General features: G+C 67.4%; 17 protein-coding genes. 8 read left to right on the top strand and 9 right to left on the bottom strand.

The window, feature by feature from the left end; all coding sequences use genetic code 11:
* The first annotated feature begins 43 nt into the window (after positions 1–43).
* A complete protein-coding gene (gene cds1, locus AC1DH3_RS03425) occupies positions 44–1,138 on the top strand; it encodes an L-cysteine desulfhydrase Cds1 (RefSeq protein ID WP_476892277.1) in 1,095 nt (364 codons plus the stop codon).
* Between the two features lie 13 nt (positions 1,139–1,151).
* Here the strand turns inward: cds1 and AC1DH3_RS03420 are convergent, their stop codons facing one another.
* Entirely contained in the window at positions 1,152–1,808 is a 657-nt protein-coding gene (locus tag AC1DH3_RS03420; RefSeq protein WP_476908576.1) for an MBL fold metallo-hydrolase, read from the bottom strand.
* Positions 1,809–1,914: 106 nt separating this feature from the next.
* Here AC1DH3_RS03420 and AC1DH3_RS03415 point away from each other — a divergent pair, with 106 nt between their 5' ends.
* A complete protein-coding gene (locus tag AC1DH3_RS03415) occupies positions 1,915–2,412 on the top strand; it encodes a Fur family transcriptional regulator (RefSeq protein ID WP_476908839.1) in 498 nt (165 codons plus the stop codon).
* 70 nt (positions 2,413–2,482) lie between these two features.
* Here the strand turns inward: AC1DH3_RS03415 and AC1DH3_RS03410 are convergent, their stop codons facing one another.
* The 6 genes from AC1DH3_RS03410 to AC1DH3_RS03385 form a co-directional block, all read right to left on the bottom strand.
* Positions 2,483–3,361 (bottom strand): metal ABC transporter permease, encoded by an 879-nt coding sequence (locus AC1DH3_RS03410; RefSeq protein ID WP_476908575.1) that lies wholly within the window; start codon positions 3,359–3,361, stop codon positions 2,483–2,485.
* Positions 3,362–4,177, bottom strand: a complete 816-nt coding sequence (locus tag AC1DH3_RS03405; RefSeq protein WP_441417321.1) for a metal ABC transporter ATP-binding protein — start codon at positions 4,175–4,177, stop codon at positions 3,362–3,364.
* Positions 4,178–4,241: 64 nt separating this feature from the next.
* A complete protein-coding gene (locus tag AC1DH3_RS03400; protein WP_476908574.1) occupies positions 4,242–5,159 on the bottom strand; it encodes a metal ABC transporter solute-binding protein, Zn/Mn family in 918 nt (305 codons plus the stop codon).
* A 105-nt stretch (positions 5,160–5,264) separates the two neighbouring features.
* On the bottom strand, positions 5,265–6,326 hold the full coding sequence (locus AC1DH3_RS03395) for a hemolysin family protein (RefSeq protein WP_441417319.1): 1,062 nt from the start codon (positions 6,324–6,326) through the stop codon (positions 5,265–5,267).
* Complete coding sequence (locus tag AC1DH3_RS03390) at positions 6,323–7,684, bottom strand: hemolysin family protein (RefSeq protein ID WP_441417318.1); 1,362 nt, start codon at positions 7,682–7,684, stop codon at positions 6,323–6,325. The genes AC1DH3_RS03395 and AC1DH3_RS03390 overlap by 4 nt, the downstream gene beginning before the upstream one ends.
* A gap of 266 nt (positions 7,685–7,950) precedes the next feature.
* Positions 7,951–9,423: a GuaB1 family IMP dehydrogenase-related protein gene (locus AC1DH3_RS03385; RefSeq protein ID WP_476908573.1), complete on the bottom strand. Its 1,473-nt coding sequence runs from the start codon at positions 9,421–9,423 to the stop codon at positions 7,951–7,953.
* Between the two features lie 268 nt (positions 9,424–9,691).
* On the opposite strand from AC1DH3_RS03385, the gene AC1DH3_RS03380 reads away from it, so the two are divergent.
* The 5 genes from AC1DH3_RS03380 (at position 9,692) to AC1DH3_RS03360 (ending at position 15,967) form a co-directional block, all read left to right on the top strand.
* Positions 9,692–13,507, top strand: coding sequence for a multifunctional oxoglutarate decarboxylase/oxoglutarate dehydrogenase thiamine pyrophosphate-binding subunit/dihydrolipoyllysine-residue succinyltransferase subunit (locus AC1DH3_RS03380; RefSeq protein ID WP_441417316.1), 3,816 nt, complete (start codon positions 9,692–9,694; stop codon positions 13,505–13,507).
* Positions 13,508–13,601: 94 nt separating this feature from the next.
* Complete coding sequence (locus tag AC1DH3_RS03375; RefSeq protein ID WP_441417315.1) at positions 13,602–14,201, top strand: GDSL-type esterase/lipase family protein; 600 nt, start codon at positions 13,602–13,604, stop codon at positions 14,199–14,201.
* Positions 14,202–14,358: 157 nt separating this feature from the next.
* A complete protein-coding gene (locus tag AC1DH3_RS03370) occupies positions 14,359–15,186 on the top strand; it encodes a DUF4097 family beta strand repeat-containing protein (protein ID WP_441417314.1) in 828 nt (275 codons plus the stop codon).
* Positions 15,186–15,797: a PadR family transcriptional regulator gene (locus tag AC1DH3_RS03365; protein ID WP_441417857.1), complete on the top strand. Its 612-nt coding sequence runs from the start codon at positions 15,186–15,188 to the stop codon at positions 15,795–15,797. The genes AC1DH3_RS03370 and AC1DH3_RS03365 overlap by 1 nt, the downstream gene beginning before the upstream one ends.
* Before the next feature lie 95 nt (positions 15,798–15,892).
* A complete protein-coding gene (locus AC1DH3_RS03360; RefSeq protein ID WP_104061284.1) occupies positions 15,893–15,967 on the top strand; it encodes a 50S ribosomal protein bL37 in 75 nt (24 codons plus the stop codon).
* A gap of 101 nt (positions 15,968–16,068) precedes the next feature.
* On the opposite strand, the gene rsrA is transcribed toward AC1DH3_RS03360, so the two are convergent.
* Positions 16,069–16,341 (bottom strand): mycothiol system anti-sigma-R factor, encoded by a 273-nt coding sequence (gene rsrA / locus AC1DH3_RS03355; protein ID WP_441417313.1) that lies wholly within the window; start codon positions 16,339–16,341, stop codon positions 16,069–16,071.
* Positions 16,338–17,255, bottom strand: a complete 918-nt coding sequence (locus AC1DH3_RS03350) for a sigma-70 family RNA polymerase sigma factor (protein ID WP_441417312.1) — start codon at positions 17,253–17,255, stop codon at positions 16,338–16,340. The genes rsrA and AC1DH3_RS03350 overlap by 4 nt, the downstream gene beginning before the upstream one ends.
* A gap of 190 nt (positions 17,256–17,445) precedes the next feature.
* Between AC1DH3_RS03350 and AC1DH3_RS03345 the strand changes: the two genes are divergently transcribed.
* Positions 17,446–17,994: a DoxX family protein gene (locus tag AC1DH3_RS03345; RefSeq protein WP_476908572.1), complete on the top strand. Its 549-nt coding sequence runs from the start codon at positions 17,446–17,448 to the stop codon at positions 17,992–17,994.
* Positions 17,995–17,998 lie beyond the last annotated feature (4 nt).

Genomic DNA, 17,998 nt, shown 5'->3' with positions numbered 1-17,998 from the left:
CACTCTAACGCTGGACCGGCACCGCCGCGGGTAGGCTGGTGCGGTGACAAGAGTGCGCCAGCAGGACCGGGTTTGGGCCGACGAAGCCATCCGCCGGATCAATGCCGAGAACAACAGATCAGCCGACACCCACCTCTATTCGGTACCCCTGCCGGAGCACTGGGGCGTCCAGCTGTACCTGAAAGACGAATCCACCCACCGCACAGGAAGCCTCAAGCACAGGCTCGCCCGTTCGCTGTTCCTCTTCGGCCTGGTCAACGGCTGGATCCGCCAAGGGACCACCATCGTGGAAGCCTCCAGCGGCAGCACGGCCGTCTCAGAGGCCTACTTTGCGCAGCTGCTGGGGTTGCCGTTCATCGCCGTCATGACCCGGACCACCAGCCGCGAGAAGATCGCGCTGATCGAACAGTTCGGCGGCTCGTGCCACTTGGTGGACCACGCCTCCGAGGTCTACGCGGCGGCCGAGGACCTGGCCCGCAGCACCGGCGGCCACTACATGGACCAGTTCACTTACGCAGAGCGCGCCACCGACTGGCGGGGCAACAACAACATCGCCGAGTCGATCTTCGGCCAGCTGGCGCTCGAAGAGCACCCGGTCCCCCGCTGGATCGTCGTGGGCGCCGGCACCGGCGGGACCAGCGCGACGATCGGCCGCTACCTGCGCTACCAACGGCACGATACCGGCCTCGCCGTCGTCGACCCGGAGAATTCCGCGTTCTTCCCCGGCTGGATTGCCAGCCGGGACGACGGCGCTACAGCTGGTGCGACCGGCCTGCCGTCCCGGATCGAGGGCATCGGCCGGCCCCGGCTGGAGCCGAGCTTCGTGCCGGCCGTGATCGACCACATGATCCAAGTGCCGGATGCCGCCTCGGTGGCGGCCATGCGCCACCTGCGCGATTACGCCGGGCTGCACGCAGGCCCGTCCACCGGCACGAACCTCTGGGGCGTGTGGCAGCTCATCGCCGAGATGATCGCCGAGGGGCGCCGCGGCAGCGTGGTGTCATTGATGTGCGACGCCGGCGACCGCTACTCCGGCAACTACTACAGCCCGGAGTGGCTGCAGGAACAGGGCCTGGATCCGGCACCGCACGAGGCCACCCTCCGCGAGTTCTTCGCCAGCGGAACCTGGCCCGCCTAACCGGTAGCGGAACCTACACCTCCACCGAATCGCCGCTGGAGAGATGCCGGTATTCGGTGCCGTACCTGGCGCCGATCCTCGTGACGTGCCCTTCCACCAGACCGCGTCCCGTGTCGTTCAGCAGGGCGTCGTGGATCGGGAAAGCCCGCGGCGCGCGCACGCCGATCACGAAGTCCACCACTTCACCCACCTTGTTCCACGGGGCGTGGATCGGCACCAGCAGGGTCTGCACGTCGACGCCGTCCGGGATCGCGAAGGAATCGCCCGGGTGGTAGACGTTGGAGTCGACCAAATAACCGACATTGGCGACCACCGGGATCTGCGGATGGATGAGGGCATGCTGGCCGCCGAAGCTCCGGATGGCAAAACCGGCCGTCTCGAAGTCTTCCCCCGCTGCAACAGTGTTGATTCGTTCCGCAGCCGCGGGCGCTTTGCCGCGCAATTGGGCCGCAACGCCGTCGGGAGCGAAGAGCTGCAGCTCCGTGTCCTCCAGCAGGGCGTCGGTGACTGCGTCGACGTCGACGTGGTCCGCGTGCTCATGGGTGATCAGGACCGCGTCCGCGCCGGCGAGGGCCTGCTCAGCCTCGGAAAAAGTCCCCGGATCCAGCACCAGCACGCGGCCTTCCTTTTCGAGACGGACGCAGGCGTGGGTGAATTTCGTCAGCTTCATCCGGCCAGCCTATGGTGCCTTGCGAAGCGGTGTCCACGTGGCCCGGCTGGTAATCTGGGAGCCTGCCACTACCCGCAGCAAGACCCCCAGCGAAGCGAGTTCCCCCATGTCCCAGGGCGCCACAACCGGCGGCAGCCAGGCACCGGCCGAGGCCGGAGCCGCCGCCGGCAGCAAGGAACAGCCGTTGGGCAAGGAACCGGGCAAAGAGCAACGCGTCACTAAGCAGCGGCTGGCCGTCAGCGCCGCGCTGGACGAGCTGGCCGACTTCGTCAGCACCCAGGAGCTGCACCGCATCCTGCAGGAGCGGGGCACCTCGGTGTCGCTCGCCACCTCTTATCGGATCCTGCAGTCCCTCGCCGACGACGGCCTGGTAGACGTGCTGCGGAACGCCGACGGCGAGGCTGTTTACCGGCGCTGCGCGGTCACCGGACACCACCACCACCTGCTGTGCCGCAATTGCGGCAAGGCCGTCGAAGTGGAAGCACCCGCCGTCGAGGCCTGGGCGGCGCGGATCGCGAGCGAGCACGGCTTCACCGCCGTCGAGCACACGGTGGAAATCTTCGGGCTGTGCCCCGACTGCACGGCCCTGCAGGCCGGCCGCTAGAAAAAGCCGGTTGGCCCTGTCACCTGGGTTCCCAGCCGAGGGTCAGCCTCCCGGACGGCAATCCCATTACTCATGTTGTCTCCGGCACCATCCGGCCGTTGTTACCGCGCCGGTCCCGGATGCCGCCGATCACCCGGCACACCACGTAGATCAGGAAGGACAGCGTGGTGACGTAGGGGCTGATCGGGAGCCGCCCGCCGAGCGCCAGCAGTATCCCGCCCACCGTTGCCGTCACCGCGAAGACCACGCTAAGGAGCACCACGAGCCGCGGCGACGAGGTCACCCTCAGTGCGGCGGCGGCCGGAGTGATCAGCAGCGCCAGTACCAGCAGCGCGCCGACGATCTGGATGGACAGGGCCACGCTCACGCCCAGCAGCAGCATGAAGCCCAGCGCCAGCCCGCGCACCGGGACACCCCGCGCGGCGGCCACCCGGGGGTCCACGCTCGCGAAGGTCAGCGGCCGCCAGATGGCGATCAGCGCCAGCATAACGACGACGGCGGCAACCGCCAGGACCTGCAGCTGCACGGTGCCTACGGACACGATCTGGCCGGTGAGCAGGCCGAACTTGTTCGCGGCCCGGCCCTCGTAGAGCGAGAGGAAAAGAATGCCCAGGCCCAGGCCGAACGGCATGAGCACCCCGATGGTGGAGTTCTTGTCCCTGGCCCGGACCCCCATCAGGCCCAGCAGCAGCGCCGCCACCACCGATCCGGCGAGCGAGCCGAACACCACGTCGGCGCCGACCAACAGGGCGAAGGCCGCGCCGGCGAAGGAGAGCTCGGAGATGCCGTGCACCGCGAAGGCGAGGTCACGCTTCATCACAAAGGTGCCCACCAGGCCGCCGAGCAGGCCCAGCACCGCGCCGGCCCAGATGGAGTTCTGCACCAGCACCAGTAGTTCGCCGTAGTTCTCGAAGTTGAAGATCGCATGGAGCACGCTGTCCAGATCCATCTAGCCCACCTCCCCTGCGATCGAGTGGGCGTCTTCGTGGTGGTGCGTCGTCGCGTCCGGCAGGCCCACCACGATCAGCCGGCCGTTGGCGCGGATTACTTCCACATGGCTGCCGTACAGATCCGACAGCACCTCCGTGGTCATGACTTCCTCGGGCGTGCCCACCCGGAAACGGCCGCCGGCCAGGTAGAGCACACGGTCCACGTAGTCCATGATCGGGTTGATCTCGTGGGTCACAAAGATCACCGCGCTGTCCTGCTCGTGGCACTGCTTATTGATCAGCGCGCTGACCGCCTGCTGATGATGCAGGTCCAGCGAAAGCAGCGGTTCATCGCACAGCAGCACCCTGGGCTCCGTGGCGAGGGCCTGGGCCACGCGCAGCCGCTGCTGCTCACCGCCGGAGAGCTTTCCCACCGGGACCTTGGCGTAATCCTGCGCACCTACCTCGGCAAGCAGCCCGTCGATCCTGCGGTTCACCTTGGCCCCGCCGAGGCGGATCCCCCAGCGGTGACCGTCGACGCCGAGCCCCACCAAGTCCCGGGCACGCAGCGGGGTGTCCGGGTCGAACGATTCCTGCTGCGGGACGTAGCCGATCCGCCGGCTGCCCCGGGCAATGGGCCGGCCGTCCAGCACGGCGGTCCCGGAGCTCAGTTCCTGCAGGCCGAGCAGGACCTTGAGGAAGGTCGTCTTGCCGCTGCCGTTGGGGCCGAGGACGGCAAAGAATTCCCCGGGGCTGATATCCAGGTCCAGGTTCTCCCACAAGGTCCGGTTGCCGAACGTGAGGGAGGCTCCGCGCAGGCTCACTACGGGTGTCAACTGGGTATTCCTCGATTTCTGCTTAGGCCAGGTGCCCACGCCGTTGCGATTATCTTAGGCCGGGCTAGCCCCGGGCAAGGGCCTTGGCCAGGTTGTCCACGTTGCCGGACATCCACTGCAGGTACCCTTTGCCCTCGGGCAGGGTCTCGCTGAAGTCCACCACGGGAACACCCGCGGCGACGGCGGCGTCCTTGAGCGCGCGGGTCTGCGGTCCCTCCGTCTGCGGGTTGTAGGCCAGCAGCCGGATCCCGCCGGACTTCACGACGTCGATGGCGGAGCGGAGCACGGCGGGTGGAACATCCGAGCCGGCTTCGATGGCGGCGCTGTATTCGGCCGGCGTCCGGTTCTGCAGGCCCGCGGCTTCCAACAGGTAGAGCGGCACGGGTTCCGTGACGGCGACGCCGCCGCGGGCCGCCGAGGCCTTGAGCGCCGACAGCCGGGTTTCCAGTCCGCCGAGCTCCTTCTTCAGGACCGCGGCGTTGTTCCGGAAGTCTCCGGCCGAGGAAGGCTCGAGGGCGCCCAGCTTCTCCGCCAGCGCGTCGGCCAGCCGGCTCATCGCGGCGGGGCTGTACCAGACGTGTTCGTTGAACGCGGTTGAGCTCCCGGAGTCCAGCCCCGAGACCTTGACGGCGTTGAGCAGGTCCTTCCCGTCCAGCCCGGTGTCCCCGGCCAGCTTGTCCAGGAAATCGTCGTAGCCGCCACCGTTCTCCACCACCAGTTCGGCCTTGGAGACGGCCAGTTTGTCCTGCGTGGTGGCCTCGTAGGAGTGCGGATCCTGGCTGGTCCGGCTGATGATCGAGGTGACCCGCACCTTGTCGCCGCCGACGCTGCGGACGATGTCGCCGTACACGCTGGTGGAGGCCACCACCTCAACGACGCCATCGCCCGCACCGGGCCGGTCGCCGGCCGAGGTCGGACCGCAGGCCGTCAGCAGGAGGGTGCTGAGGCCGGCAAGGAGAAGAGCGGCGGCAGAACGGCGCACGGAAATACCTCGGATCTGTTATTGAGAAGCATTAGCAATACAACGAGTCTAACCCTAAATGGGAATCATTCCTATTTAGGGTTAGACCCGTGTTGCCTGCCTCCGCTAGTCCTGTCCGAGCCTGCGGTAGCCGGTTGCCTGCGTGGCGTCCCGGATCTCCCCCACCAGCTGCTCGATCACGTCCTCCAGGAACAGCACGCCCTGGGTGTGCCCATCAGGACCAATCACACGGGCAAGGTGTGAACCGGTGCGCTGCATGACGGACATCGCCTTCTCAATCTCGTCTTCCATAGCCAGGTTGGCCAGGGAGCGGATGCGGCTTTCCGCGATCGGGTGCTGGTAGCCGGCCTCCGGGATCGACAGCACGTCCTTGATGTGGAGGTAGCCGGAGAGCATGCCCTCGTCGTCGAGCATCGGGAAGCGGGAAAAACCGGTGCGGCTGACCGCCTTCTCGAACTCCTCCGGCGTCGTGGCGGCTTTGAGCATCACGAGTTTGTCCAACGGAACCATGACCTGGGACGCAGTATGTTCAGAGAACTCCAGCGCACCCGTGATCAGTCCCGCGTCGTCGTCCACCAGGCCGTGCCGGGTGGACTCCTGCACGATCGACTGGACTTCCTCAAGCGTGAAGGAGGAGGTCACCTCGTCCTTCGGCTCGATCCGCATCAGCTTCAGGATGTGGTTCGCGGACCAGTTGAGGGCCACGATCGCCGGCTTGACCGCCCGGGCAATGAAGATCAGCGGCGGGGCCAGCAGCAGGGCCGCCTTGTCCGCCACCGAGACGGAGATGTTCTTCGGCACCATCTCGCCGAAAGTCACGTGCAGGAAGGTGACCGCCAGCAGCGCGATGGCGAAGGCCACGACGTCGGCCATCTCCATTGGGACACCGAGCGCCTCCAGCGGAACGGCCATGAGGTGGTGGATGGCCGGCTCGGCCACCTGCAGGATCAGTAGCGAGCAGACCGTGATCCCGAGCTGGGCGCAGGCCAGCATGAGCGAGACGTTTTCCATGGCCCGCAGCGTGGTCTGGGCCCGCTTGGACCCGGACTCGGCGAGGGGCTCGATTTGGCTGCGGCGGGCGGACATGACGGCGAATTCCGCCGCGACGAAGAACGCGTTGCCCAGCAGCAGTATCGCGAGCCAGAGTATTCCCAGCCAGTCGCTCATGCGGCACCGGCCTTTCCGGCAGCGTCAATGCGCCCGTTGTTGCCACTGTGCGGCTCGTGCTCCGGCGGCGCGGGCTTGAAGCAGATGCGGTCGATCCGGCGTCCGTCCATACGGGTGACGCTGAGCTTTCCGCCGCCGACGTCGACGGTGTCGCCCACGGCCGCGATGCGTCCGAGCTGGCTCATGACGTAGCCGCCAACCGTCTCGTAGGCCGCCTCATCCGGCACGGTGAGGCCCGGGATCTGTTCGGAGAGTTCGTCCGGGCGCAACAGGCCCGGGAAGTACCAGTCCCCCGAAGCGCTCTGCAGCAGCCCGGGGCGGACCTTGTCATGTTCGTCGGCCACTTCCCCGACGATTTCTTCCACGAGGTCTTCCAGGGTGGCGATCCCGGCAGTTCCGCCGTACTCGTCCAGCACCACGGCGAGCTGCAAATTGCCTTCGCGCAGTTCGGCGAGCAGTCCGTCCAGGTGGATGGTTTCCGGCACGCGGAGCACCTCGGTCATGATCGCTCCGGCTTCAAGGTTGGCGCGCCGGTCCACCGGAACGGCGATGGCCTTCTTGACGTGCACCACCCCGCGGATGTCGTCCGAGGACTCGCCGATCACGGGAAAGCGGGAGTAGCCGGTGCGTTTGGCTGCCTCCACAATGTCCGAGACCGGCTGATGTCCGTCAATGGTCTCCACCCGGATCCGGGGCGTCATCACGTCCGCGGCCGTCCGCCCGGAAAACTTCAGGGTGCGGGAGATGAAGTTGGCGGTCCGTTCGTCCAGGGTTCCCATCGCGGCCGAGCGGCGCACCAGCGAGGCGAGCTCGGCCGGGGTGCGGGCGCCAGAGATTTCCTCTTTGGCCTCGAGGCCGAAAACATTCAGTACCTTGTTGGAGAAGCCGTTGAGCACGACGATGGCGGGCTTGAAGATTGCGGTGAAGACCAGCTGCGGCCGCGCGAGGGCCTTGCCGACCGGGAAGGAGAGTGCGATCGCCATGTTCTTCGGGACCAGTTCGCCGATCAGCATCGACAGCAGGGTCGCCAGAGCCATTGCGAGGACCAGCGAGACCGACGTGGCGGCCGCTTCGGGCAGCCCGAGCGCGGCCAGCGGGCCCTCCAGCAACTTGCCCACCGAGGGTTCCATCACGTAGCCGGTGAGCAGGGTGGTCAGGGTGATGCCGAGCTGGCAGCTGGAGAGCTGCGTGGACAGGGATTTCAGGCACTTCAGCAGCGGCGCGGCGGCGGCGTCGCCGTTGTCCACGGCGCGCTGCACGGTGGCCTGGTCGAGGGCAACCAGGGAGAATTCAACGGCGACGAAAAAGCCGGTGCCGAGGATGAGGAGCAGTCCAGCTCCGAGCAGTAGCCACTCCATTTAGCGGCCCGCTTCGGAGCGGAGAAGAGCTGGCCGGGGGAAACGTCCCGGCGGAGGATGGTCAGCCGCGGCCGACCCTGTTTCCTGTAGGGCACTCTGTCCGTGGAACGATGCGTTCCGTGCAGCGGAAGAGTGATGGGCGCGTGAACGGGGTTTGCCGGCTCTGCGGGTGGACTGGGCGGGAACGGATTCCGTTCCGCGCTGACAGCCCCCAGGCCGGCACCTAGATTTACTGTCCATAAGAATTTCAGTCTACAGGTTTCGGTTCACCAGCTCTGCGGCACCGGGCGGCCTTCCTCGTAGCCCGCCGCGGACTGGATGCCGGCTACGGCCCGCTCCCGGAACGCCGCGAGATCGGCGGCACCGGCGTAGCTCATCGAACTGCGCAGCCCCGCGGTGATCATGTCGAGCAGGTCCTCCACCCCGGGGCGGGCGGAGTCGAGGTACATCCGGGAGGTGGAGATGCCTTCCTCGAACAGGGCTTTCCGGTCCTTTTCGAAGGCGCCCTCGCGCTGGTTGCGGTTCTGCACCGCCCGCGCCGAGGCCATCCCGAAGCTCTCCTTGAACTGGCGGCCGTTGGCGTCCAGTTGCAGGTCCCCCGGGCTCTCGTGCGTCCCGGCGAACCAGGAGCCGATCATGACCTGGCTCGCGCCGGCCGCGAGGGCCAGCGCCACGTCGCGGGGGTAACGGACTCCGCCGTCGGCCCAGACCCTGCCGCCGGCGTCGCGTGCCGCGGCCGAGCACTCCAGCACGGCGGAGAACTGCGGACGGCCGACCGCCGTCATCATCCGGGTGGTGCACATGGCGCCCGGTCCAACACCGACCTTGACGATGTCCGCGCCGGCCTGGATCAGCTCGCGGGTGGCCCCGGCGGTGACCACATTGCCGGCCACGACCGGCACTCCGGGGTCCAGGCTGCGGACCGCGGCCAGGGCGTCGAACATCTTCTGCTGGTGGCCGTGGGCGGTGTCCAGCACCAGCACGTTCACTCCGGCCGCGAGCAGTTCTGACGCCCGGCCGGCGACGTCGCCGTTAATGCCGACGGCGGCGGCCACCTTGAGCGCACCCCCGTCGTCGAGGGAGGGCCGGTACAGGGTGGAGCGCAGGGCGCCCTTGCGGGTCAGGACGCCGGCCAGCACACCGTCCTGCTGGACGGGCGCGAAGTCGGTACCGGCGGCGTCCATGGCGTCGAAGGCGCGGCGCAGGGAGAGCGCCATGGCGCCGGAATCAGCTGCGCCGTCGGCGTCGAACTCCGCGGCGTCGAGCACGAGCGGCTGGTGGCGCATCACGGAGGCAAGGGAAGCGAAACGGTCCTGGCCCTCGAAGTCCGCGGCCCGGACGACGCCGGCGACGGCGCCGGCGTCGTCCACAACCACCACCGCGCCGTGCGGACGCTTGCCCATCAGGTGCAGGGCATCGATCACGGTGTTCGAGGCGCGCAGGCTGACCGGCGTCTCAAAGACCGCGTGCCGGGCCTTGACCCAGGCCGTGACGCTCCGAAGCACGTCCAGCGGCACGTCCTGCGGAAGGACCGCCAGGCCACCGCGGCGTGCCATCGTCTCGGCCATCCGTTTCCCGGTCACGGCGGTCATGTTCGCGACGACCAGCGGGATGGTGGAACCGGTCCCGTCGTCCGCCGACAGATCCACGTCCAGCCGCGAGGTGACGTCGGAGCGGGATGGCACCAGGAAGATGTCCGAATAGGTCAGGTCGGTGGTCGGCTCACTCAAAAAACGCACGGCTGCTCCTTCATAGAGGGTCTCGGTTGTGATTCTAGAGGCACTCGGGCGGCGGGGCAGTTCCGGCCCGGGGGCGGTCCGCCGGGCCGGATCGGACGGCGTTGCGGCTCGTGGATGATTTGAGTCACCCTTATTGGCGGTTTGGCCGGAATCGTCACTAGACTGGCAAAGGTCTGGGTTCACTGGACGCGGAGAACTGGTTCGATTGACGTGCTGCGGCACCGTGGAAACCAGCGGGAATCAAACTCATGGAAGAGGCGTATTTCAAGTGCCAGAGCAGCCTAGCCACCGTCTACCCGAGGAATTTGGCGGAAACGAGTGGCTCGTTGACGAACTGTACGAGCGGTACCAGCAGGACAAGAACACGGTAGACGCCAAGTGGTGGCCGCTTTTCGAGTCCTTCGATGCCAGCGACGGTTCCTCGACCAACGGCGCCTCGGCAACGGCCGCCGCGCACCCTTCCACCCGTGAGCTTCCGGTCGTAGCACCGTCCGCTGCGTCTGCTCCTGCTGCCCCGGCACCGGCAGCCCCTGCTGCCCCGGCCGCCGCCCCGGCCCCTGCCGCTGCGCCCGCTCCCGCCGCAGCCGCATCCCAGAAGGCGCCGGCCACCGTCGCCCGCGACGGTTCGAAGACCGCCGAGCCCGGCGCCGGCACCCCCATCCCGGCCCAGCTGCCCAAGAACGTCAAGGCCCCCACCGCGCCGGAAGAAGACGTCGTCTCCGTGCTGCGCGGCCCGGCGAAAGCCATCGCGGCCAACATGGTCACCAGCCTGGAGGTCCCCACCGCGACGAGCGTCCGGGCCATCCCCGCCAAGCTGCTGATCGACAACCGCGTGGTCATCAACTCCAACCTCGCCCGCGCCCGCGGCGGCAAGGTCTCCTTCACGCACCTGATCGGCTACGCCGTCATCCGGGCGCTGGCCCAGTTCCCCTCGATGAACGTCTACTACGACGTCGTCGACGGCAAGCCCGTGGCCGTGCAGCCCGCGCACGTGAACTTTGGCATCGCCATCGACATGCCCAAGCCGGACGGCACCCGCCTGCTCATGGTGCCCAACATCAAGAAGGCTGAGACCCTCAACTTCTCCGAGTTCTGGCACACCTACGAGGACCTGATCAAGCGCGCCCGCAACGGCAAGCTGACCGCGGACGACCACTCGGGCACCACGGTCTCGCTGACCAACCCCGGCGGCATCGGTACCGTGCACTCGGTCCCCCGCCTCTCCAAGGGCCAGGCCGCCATCATCGGCGTCGGCGCCCTTGACTACCCGGCCGAGTTCCAGGGCGCCAGCGAGAAGATCATTGCGCACAACGCCATCAGCAAGGTCCTCACCCTGACCTCCACCTATGACCACCGCGTCATCCAGGGTGCCGGCAGCGGCGAGTTCCTCAAGCTCGTGCACCAGCTCCTGCTCGGCGCGCAGAACTTCTACGACGAGATTTTCGAATCCCTGCGCATCCCGTACGAGCCCGTGCGCTGGAGCCCGGACCTGCAGGTGGACCCGGCGGACGAGATCAACAAGGTCGCCCGGATCCAGCAGCTCATCCACTCCTACCGCGTCCGCGGCCACCTCATGGCGGACACCGATCCGCTCGAGTACGTGCAGCGCAAGCACCCGGACCTCGACGTCCTGACTTACGGCCTGACGCTGTGGGACCTGGACCGTGAATGGCCCACCGGCGGCTTCGGCGGCAAGCCGATGCTGAAGTTCCGCGACATCCTCGGTGTGCTCCGCGACGCGTACTGCCGCACCACGGGCATCGAGTACATGCACATCCAGGATCCCGAAGAGCGCAAGTGGTTCCAGGACCAGCTGGAGCACCCCTACTCCAAGCCGAGCCGTGACGAACAGCTCCGGATCGTCTCCAAGCTCAACGCGGCGGAGGCTTTCGAGACCTTCCTCCAGACGAAGTTCGTCGGCCAGAAGCGCTTCTCGCTCGAGGGCGGCGAGTCGCTGATCCCGCTGCTGGACGCCATCATCTCTGACGCCGCCGACGACGAACTCGACGAAGTAGCCATCGGCATGGCCCACCGCGGCCGCCTCAACGTGCTCACCAACATCGCCGGCAAGACCTACGCCCAGGTCTTCCGCGAATTCGAGGGCACCCAGGATCCGCGCTCCGTGCAGGGCTCGGGCGATGTGAAGTACCACCTCGGCACCGAGGGCACCTTCACCTCGGACAACGGCAAGGAGACCAAGGTCTACCTCGCCGCCAACCCCTCGCACCTCGAGGCCGTGGACTCCGTCCTCGAAGGCATCGTCCGCGCCAAGCAGGACCGCCTGGACGCGGGCGAGGCCTTCCCCGTGCTGCCGATCATGGTCCACGGTGACGCCGCCTTCGCCGGCCAGGGCGTTGTGGCGGAAACGCTCAACCTCTCCCAGCTGCGCGGCTACCGCACCGGCGGCACCATCCACGTAGTGGTCAACAACCAGGTCGGCTTCACCACGGCGCCGTCCTCGTCGCGTTCCTCCACCTACTCCACGGACGTCGCCAAGATGATCCAGGCGCCGGTGTTCCACGTGAACGGCGACGACCCGGAGGCAGTAGTCCGCATCGGCCAGCTCGCCTACGAGTTCCGCCAGCGGTTCCACAAGGACGTTGTCATCGACATGGTCTGCTACCGCCGCCGCGGCCACAACGAGGGCGACGACCCCTCGATGACGCAGCCGCTGATGTACAACCTGATCGAGGCCAAGCGTTCGGTCCGCAAGCTCTACACCGAGTCGCTGATCGGCCGCGGCGACATCACCGAGGAAGAAGCCGAGCAGCTGCTCCGCGACTACCAGGAACGCCTCGAGCGCGTCTTCGCCGAGACCCACGCCGCGCAGACGTCCCCGATCCCGATCATCACCGCAGATTCCGCCGCGGTGTCCGATCTGGAACGGCCCTCCGCCCAGCAGTCCGACTCGGGCATCAGCGCCCCGGAATCCACCGCGATCTCCACCGAGATGCTGGCCCGGATCGGCAAGGCGCACGTCCAATTCCCCGAGGGCTTCACGGTGCACGCCAAGCTCAAGCAGCTGCTCGAGAAGCGTGAGCAGATGTCCCGCGAAGGCGGCATCGACTGGGGCTTCGGCGAACTCGCGGCCTTCGGCTCGCTCAGCATGGAGGGCGTCCCGGTCCGACTCGCCGGCCAGGACTCGCGCCGCGGCACCTTCGTGCAGCGCCACGCCGTCTTCCACGACCGCGCCAACGGCGACGAGTGGATGCCGCTGGCCCACCTCTCCGACGACCAGGCCAAGCTCTGGATCTACGACTCGCTCCTGTCCGAATACGCGGCCATGGGCTTCGAATACGGCTACTCCGTCGAGCGCCCGGACGCGCTGGTGCTCTGGGAAGCGCAGTTCGGTGACTTCGTCAACGGCGCGCAGACCATCATCGATGAGTTCATCTCCTCGGCCGAGCAGAAGTGGGGCCAGCGCTCGTCGCTGGTGCTCATGCTGCCGCACGGCTACGAGGGCCAGGGCCCGGACCACTCCTCGGCACGGATCGAACGCTTCCTGCAGCTCTGCGCTGAGGAGAACATGATCGTGGCCAACCCCACGACGCCGGCCTCGCACTTCCACCTGCTCCGCCGCCAGGCGTACAGCAGGCCGCGCAAGCCGCTGATCATTTTCACCCCGAAGCAGCTCCTGCGCCTCAAGGCTGCCGCGTCCTCGGTGGAAGACTTCACCACGGGCACCTTCCGCCCGGTCATCCCCGAGCACGAGCAGCTGCAGGCCGACGCCGTCGAACGCGTCCTGCTGGTCTCCGGCCGCCTCTACTACGACCTGCTGTCCACCCGGCAGAAGACCGGCGACACGACGACTGCGATCATCCGGGTCGAGCAGCTCTACCCGCTGCCCGCAGCGGAAATCGCCGCCGAGCTGGCCAAGTACCCGAACGCCGACGTTGTCTGGGCCCAGGACGAGCCCGCCAACCAGGGACCGTGGCCGTTCATCGGCCTGAACCTGCCGGATGCGCTGGACCGGCGCGTGCGCCTCGTCTCCCGGCCGGCCTCGGCTTCGACCGCGGCAGGTTCGATGAAGCGCCACGCAGCCGAGCAGGATGCCCTGCTCAAGCAGGCATTCGCACGTAAGTAAGACCAGGCTGCCCGGCCGGAGGTGGAACACCACGACTCCGGCCGGGCAGCTTCGTTTAAGGCTTTGAACCGGCATTGGGAATGAAGAGGTAGTCGTGGAAGATCGGAAGCTGCGGATCGCAGCCGTTGGAGATGAGTTGCTGGCCGGCCTGGGTGACCCCCGGGCACTGGGCTGGCTGGGACGGGTGCTCGCCCGCACTCCCCACGACGGGCTCAGCCTGGAAAGCTACTCGCTGCCGTGCCCGCAGGAAGGCACCGAAGGGTTGGCTGAGCGCTGGCTCGAGGAAGCCGGCCGCCGGTTCGGCCCGCAGCACGAGAACCGCCTGGTGATCGGCTTGTCCGGGCGGGACATCGAGTTCGGCCTCTCCACGGCCCGCAGCCGGCTCAACCTCGCCAATATCCTTGACTCCGCTTCGCAGAACAAGATCGAGGTCTTCGTCGTCGGGCCGCCGCCGACCCTGGACCCCGCCCAGAACCGCCGACTGGGCGAGCTCAACACCGCCTTCGCCGATGTCACCACGCGCCGCAAGCACCTGTACGTGGACACCTTCTCGCCGCTGCTGAACCACGAGCAGTGGCGCCAGGACCTCGCGGCCAACGGCGGAACGCCGGGCCAGGCCGGTTACGGACTGATGGCCTGGCTCGTGCTGCACCGCGGCTGGTTCCAGTGGCTGGGGATCGACGCGCCGGAGTAGGCCGCCGTCCGTCCGGTCCCGCCCGGCGGACCACGGTAGATTCTGCCGCGATATATCTTGACCCCTCAGGGGGCGCGATATATCGTGTTTCCATAGTCGCGATATATCGCAAGCACCGAGGCTCGCCTGATCGCACCCGCCCGCATCCGGAGGAAGCATGGAACAGAATTCGTGGACCGTTACGGGTCCCCAGACGATCGACGTCGACGGCGTCCGCTCGCTCAAGCTCGGCATTGTCCGCGGCCGCTTCGACGTCGTCACCCACGACGAGGACGTGGCCCGGATCGAGGTCTCCGAGGTCGACGGCGATCCGCTGGCGATCAGCCTCACCGAGGGCCGCCTGGAGGTGCGCCACCAGCTCCACGGCCCGCAGGGCTGGTTCAAGAACCTGATGGGCACGGTCAACAACAACTCCAGCAACAGCGTGGTCATCAGCATTGCCCTGCCGGCCGGCGTGGACGTCGAGGCCGGCACTGTCAGCGGCGACGGCATGGTCTCCGGCCTCACCGGGCACACCCGGCTGAACACCGTCTCCGGCTCGGTGCTGGCCGACGGCACCGCGGGCGAACTGGCCGTCAGCACCGTCAGCGGCGAGGTGATCGCCCGCAACCACCACGGCGTCCTGACCGCCAAGAGCGTCTCCGGCGAAGTCACCGCCTCTGGCGAATTCAGCAACATCCGCGCCAACACCGTCAGCGGGGACCTGAGCTTCGACCTGCACGGCTTCACCCAGGACTTCGGCGCCAACTCGGTCTCCGGCGATGTCACCATCCGGCTGCCGCACGACGTCGGCGTGGACATCATCGCGAAGTCGGCCAGCGGCGCGGTGGTGATCGACGACCAGCGGTACGCCCAGCCCGGCGGATCCGTGCAGACCATCGCCGGTCCCGATGCCAAGCTCATGCTGGTCCGGACCAACTCGGTATCGGGGAAGACCTCGATCTTCCACCGCCAGCCCAGCACGGACACCGAAGCGGGGCTGTGATGCCGCCCGTCTTCGCCCACGGCGCGCTGCGGCTGTACCTGCTGGCCCTGCTGGAGTCCGGCCCCAAGCACGGCTACGAGCTGATCAAGGCACTCAGCGACCGCTTCGGCGGCACGTACTCCCCCAGCGCCGGGACCATCTATCCGCGGCTCGCCAAGCTGGAGGAGGAGGGGCTCGTCGCCACGCACACCGAGGGCCGGCGCACCAACTACAGCATCACCCCGGCCGGCTTGGTGGAACTCAACAGGCGGCGGGAGGAGCTGGCCGACGTGGAGGACGACATTTCCGCCTCCGTCCGGCGACTGGCCGACAAGCTGCGGCAGGACATCCGGGTGAACATGCAGGGGCTGCGCGCGGACCTTGCCGCCACGGCCGAGGCGGCCCGCTCCACGGCCCGCAGTGCCGCCTCCCCAGCCGGGGCGCGCTACTCCAAGGAAAGCGACCGCAGGCTGCGGGAGGCCGAAATGCTGGTGCAGTCCTTCCGGGACGATATGCGGGTCGAGCTGCGCCGCCACGCCGGAGCCCGGCCGGTCACCCCAGTCACCCTTGAAACCGTCAAGACGGTCCTGGACCAGGCCCGGATCTCCATCCGGAACTCACTGGAGGGCTGAGCCGCACGACGGCGGCCGCCCGGTTCGCGGCGGGTCCGCCAATGTGGGAGACTTGAGGGCAGCTCTTTTGAGTACCAAGATTAAGGAGGCCAGCTATGAGCAAACGTGCACGTAAACGTCGTGACCGTAAGCGTGGCGGCGCGAACCACGGTAAGCGCCCCAACGCCTAAGCCAAGGCTTGGATATCAAGCTTTAAGCGAAAGACCCCGGAAACCTCACGGTTCCCGGGGTCTTTCGCTGTTTCTTGGTCCTTCGCGGGGCCCGGCGGCGCTCAGGCCTCCGCGTCGGCCTCAACCGCGCGGATCGAGTGGATCCGGTCGAGGATGGAATTCTTGAGATTCTCGGGCGCGGCCTCCGTGCAGGAGCGCTTTACCATCACGCGGATGACGCACTCGAGGTCATACTGCTCGTGGCACTCGGGGCACTCGTCGAGGTGGTCCTTGATCTCGGCGATGTCGTCGTGTGTCAGGGCCCCGTCGAGGTACTCGTAGATGCGCTGCATCCGGGTGTCATCGCAGTCGCCCAGTCCCTGGCAGTCGCTCATTTCCTGTTCTCCTGATTGTTGCTTTCGGCCGCTGCGGCGGGATCGCCCGCGGCTTTGAATCCCCGCTCGGCCGCGTAGTCGGCCAGCATGTCCCGCAGCATTCTCCGGCCGCGGTGCAGCCGGGACATGACGGTCCCGATCGGGGTGTTCATGATGTCTGAAATTTCCTTGTACGCGAAGCCCTCGACGTCGGCGAAGTAGACGGCGAGCCGGAACTCCTCCGGGATCGACTGCAGGGCCCGTTTTACGTCCGAGTCCGGCAGATGGTCCAGCGCTTCAGCCTCCGCCGAGCGCAGGCCGGTCGAGGTGTGCGACTCGGCGCGGGCCAACTGCCAGTCCTCGATGGTGTCCGAGTTCGACTGCAGCGGTTCACGCTGGCGCTTGCGGTACAGGTTGATGTACGTGTTGGTGAGGATCCGGTACAGCCATGCCTTGAGGTTCGTTCCGGGCTTGTACTGGTGGAAGGCGGAAAACGCCTTCGTGTACGCCTCCTGGACGAGGTCCTCGGCGTCGGCGGGATTCCGCGCCATCCGCATGGCCGCGGAGTAAAGCTGGTCGACGTACTGCATCGCGTCGCGCTCGAAGCGGATGCGGCGCTCGTCGGTGGTCTCGGCAGTCGTGTCCAGCGGCTGGCCGGTGCCGTCCGCCGCTACGGTTTCCACGGCTGTTCGTTCCGCGATGGCCTCGTCCGCGGCTGTCGCCTGCGCCGTACTACTGGCGGCGGCTGCCTTGGTGGGCTTGGCGTCGTCGTTTCCGGCAACCTCGTGCATGGCCGCAACGGCCGGATCCATGGTGCTCATTGCGTTCAAGTCTACTGTCACCTTCCGGCGGGTGCTCAAAGCCCCCGTCAGGGCCGCGGCCCACGGGTCCGCGGCGGCTTCATCCAGCAGCCCGGATTCTTTAACCAGAACCAAACCTCCGCCTTCCTGCACTGGCCGGATGACCGGCCGTGCCCATAGTTATTGCGCTGGTTTTCCCGCCCCCATTTCGGCTGGAATCTGTCATGCACAACCCCGCACAACGGGCAAATATTCCGCAAAAGTGCAAGACTAGAACCGGTTCTCCCGCACAGCGTCCGCGGTTCGTCCATCCAGGAGGAAATTCATGTCCTTTGTCCGCTTTCTCGCCCGCCCCATGCTCGCCTCCAGTTTCGTGCTCGCAGGCATGGACAAGCTAAAGAATGCGGATGACACTGCGACACAGCTGTCTCCCCTGCTGCGCCGCGCGGCTGAGTCCCTCCCCTTCCAGGCCGACGAGAAAGTCCTGGCCCGCGTGATCGGCGGCACCCAGGTGGGTGCCGGCGTGTGCCTGGCCCTCGGCAAGGCCTCCCGCCTGGCCGCCACCGTGCTCGCTGTGATCTCGGCGCTCAATGGCTACGTTGAATGGCGCAGCGCGGACATCTCGTCCAAGGAAGGCCGCGACGCCCGGCGCAAGCAGCTGCTGAAGAACGTCTCACTGACCGGCGGGGTGCTGCTGGCTTCCGTGGACACCGCGGGCAAGCCGAGCCTGGCCTGGCGTGCAGAGCACCTCGCCGCCGACGCCCGGAAGACCACCGCACACCTCGCCGCGGACGCCCGGAAGACCACCGGCAAGAAGCTGAAGAAGGCTGACAAGGCGGCCCGCAAGGCCGTCGACCACGCTGTCGGGGCCTAAGACG

This window comes from Arthrobacter sp. 05L428, from assembly GCF_056397665.1.
This window is presented reverse-complemented; position numbering and strand designations above follow the sequence as displayed.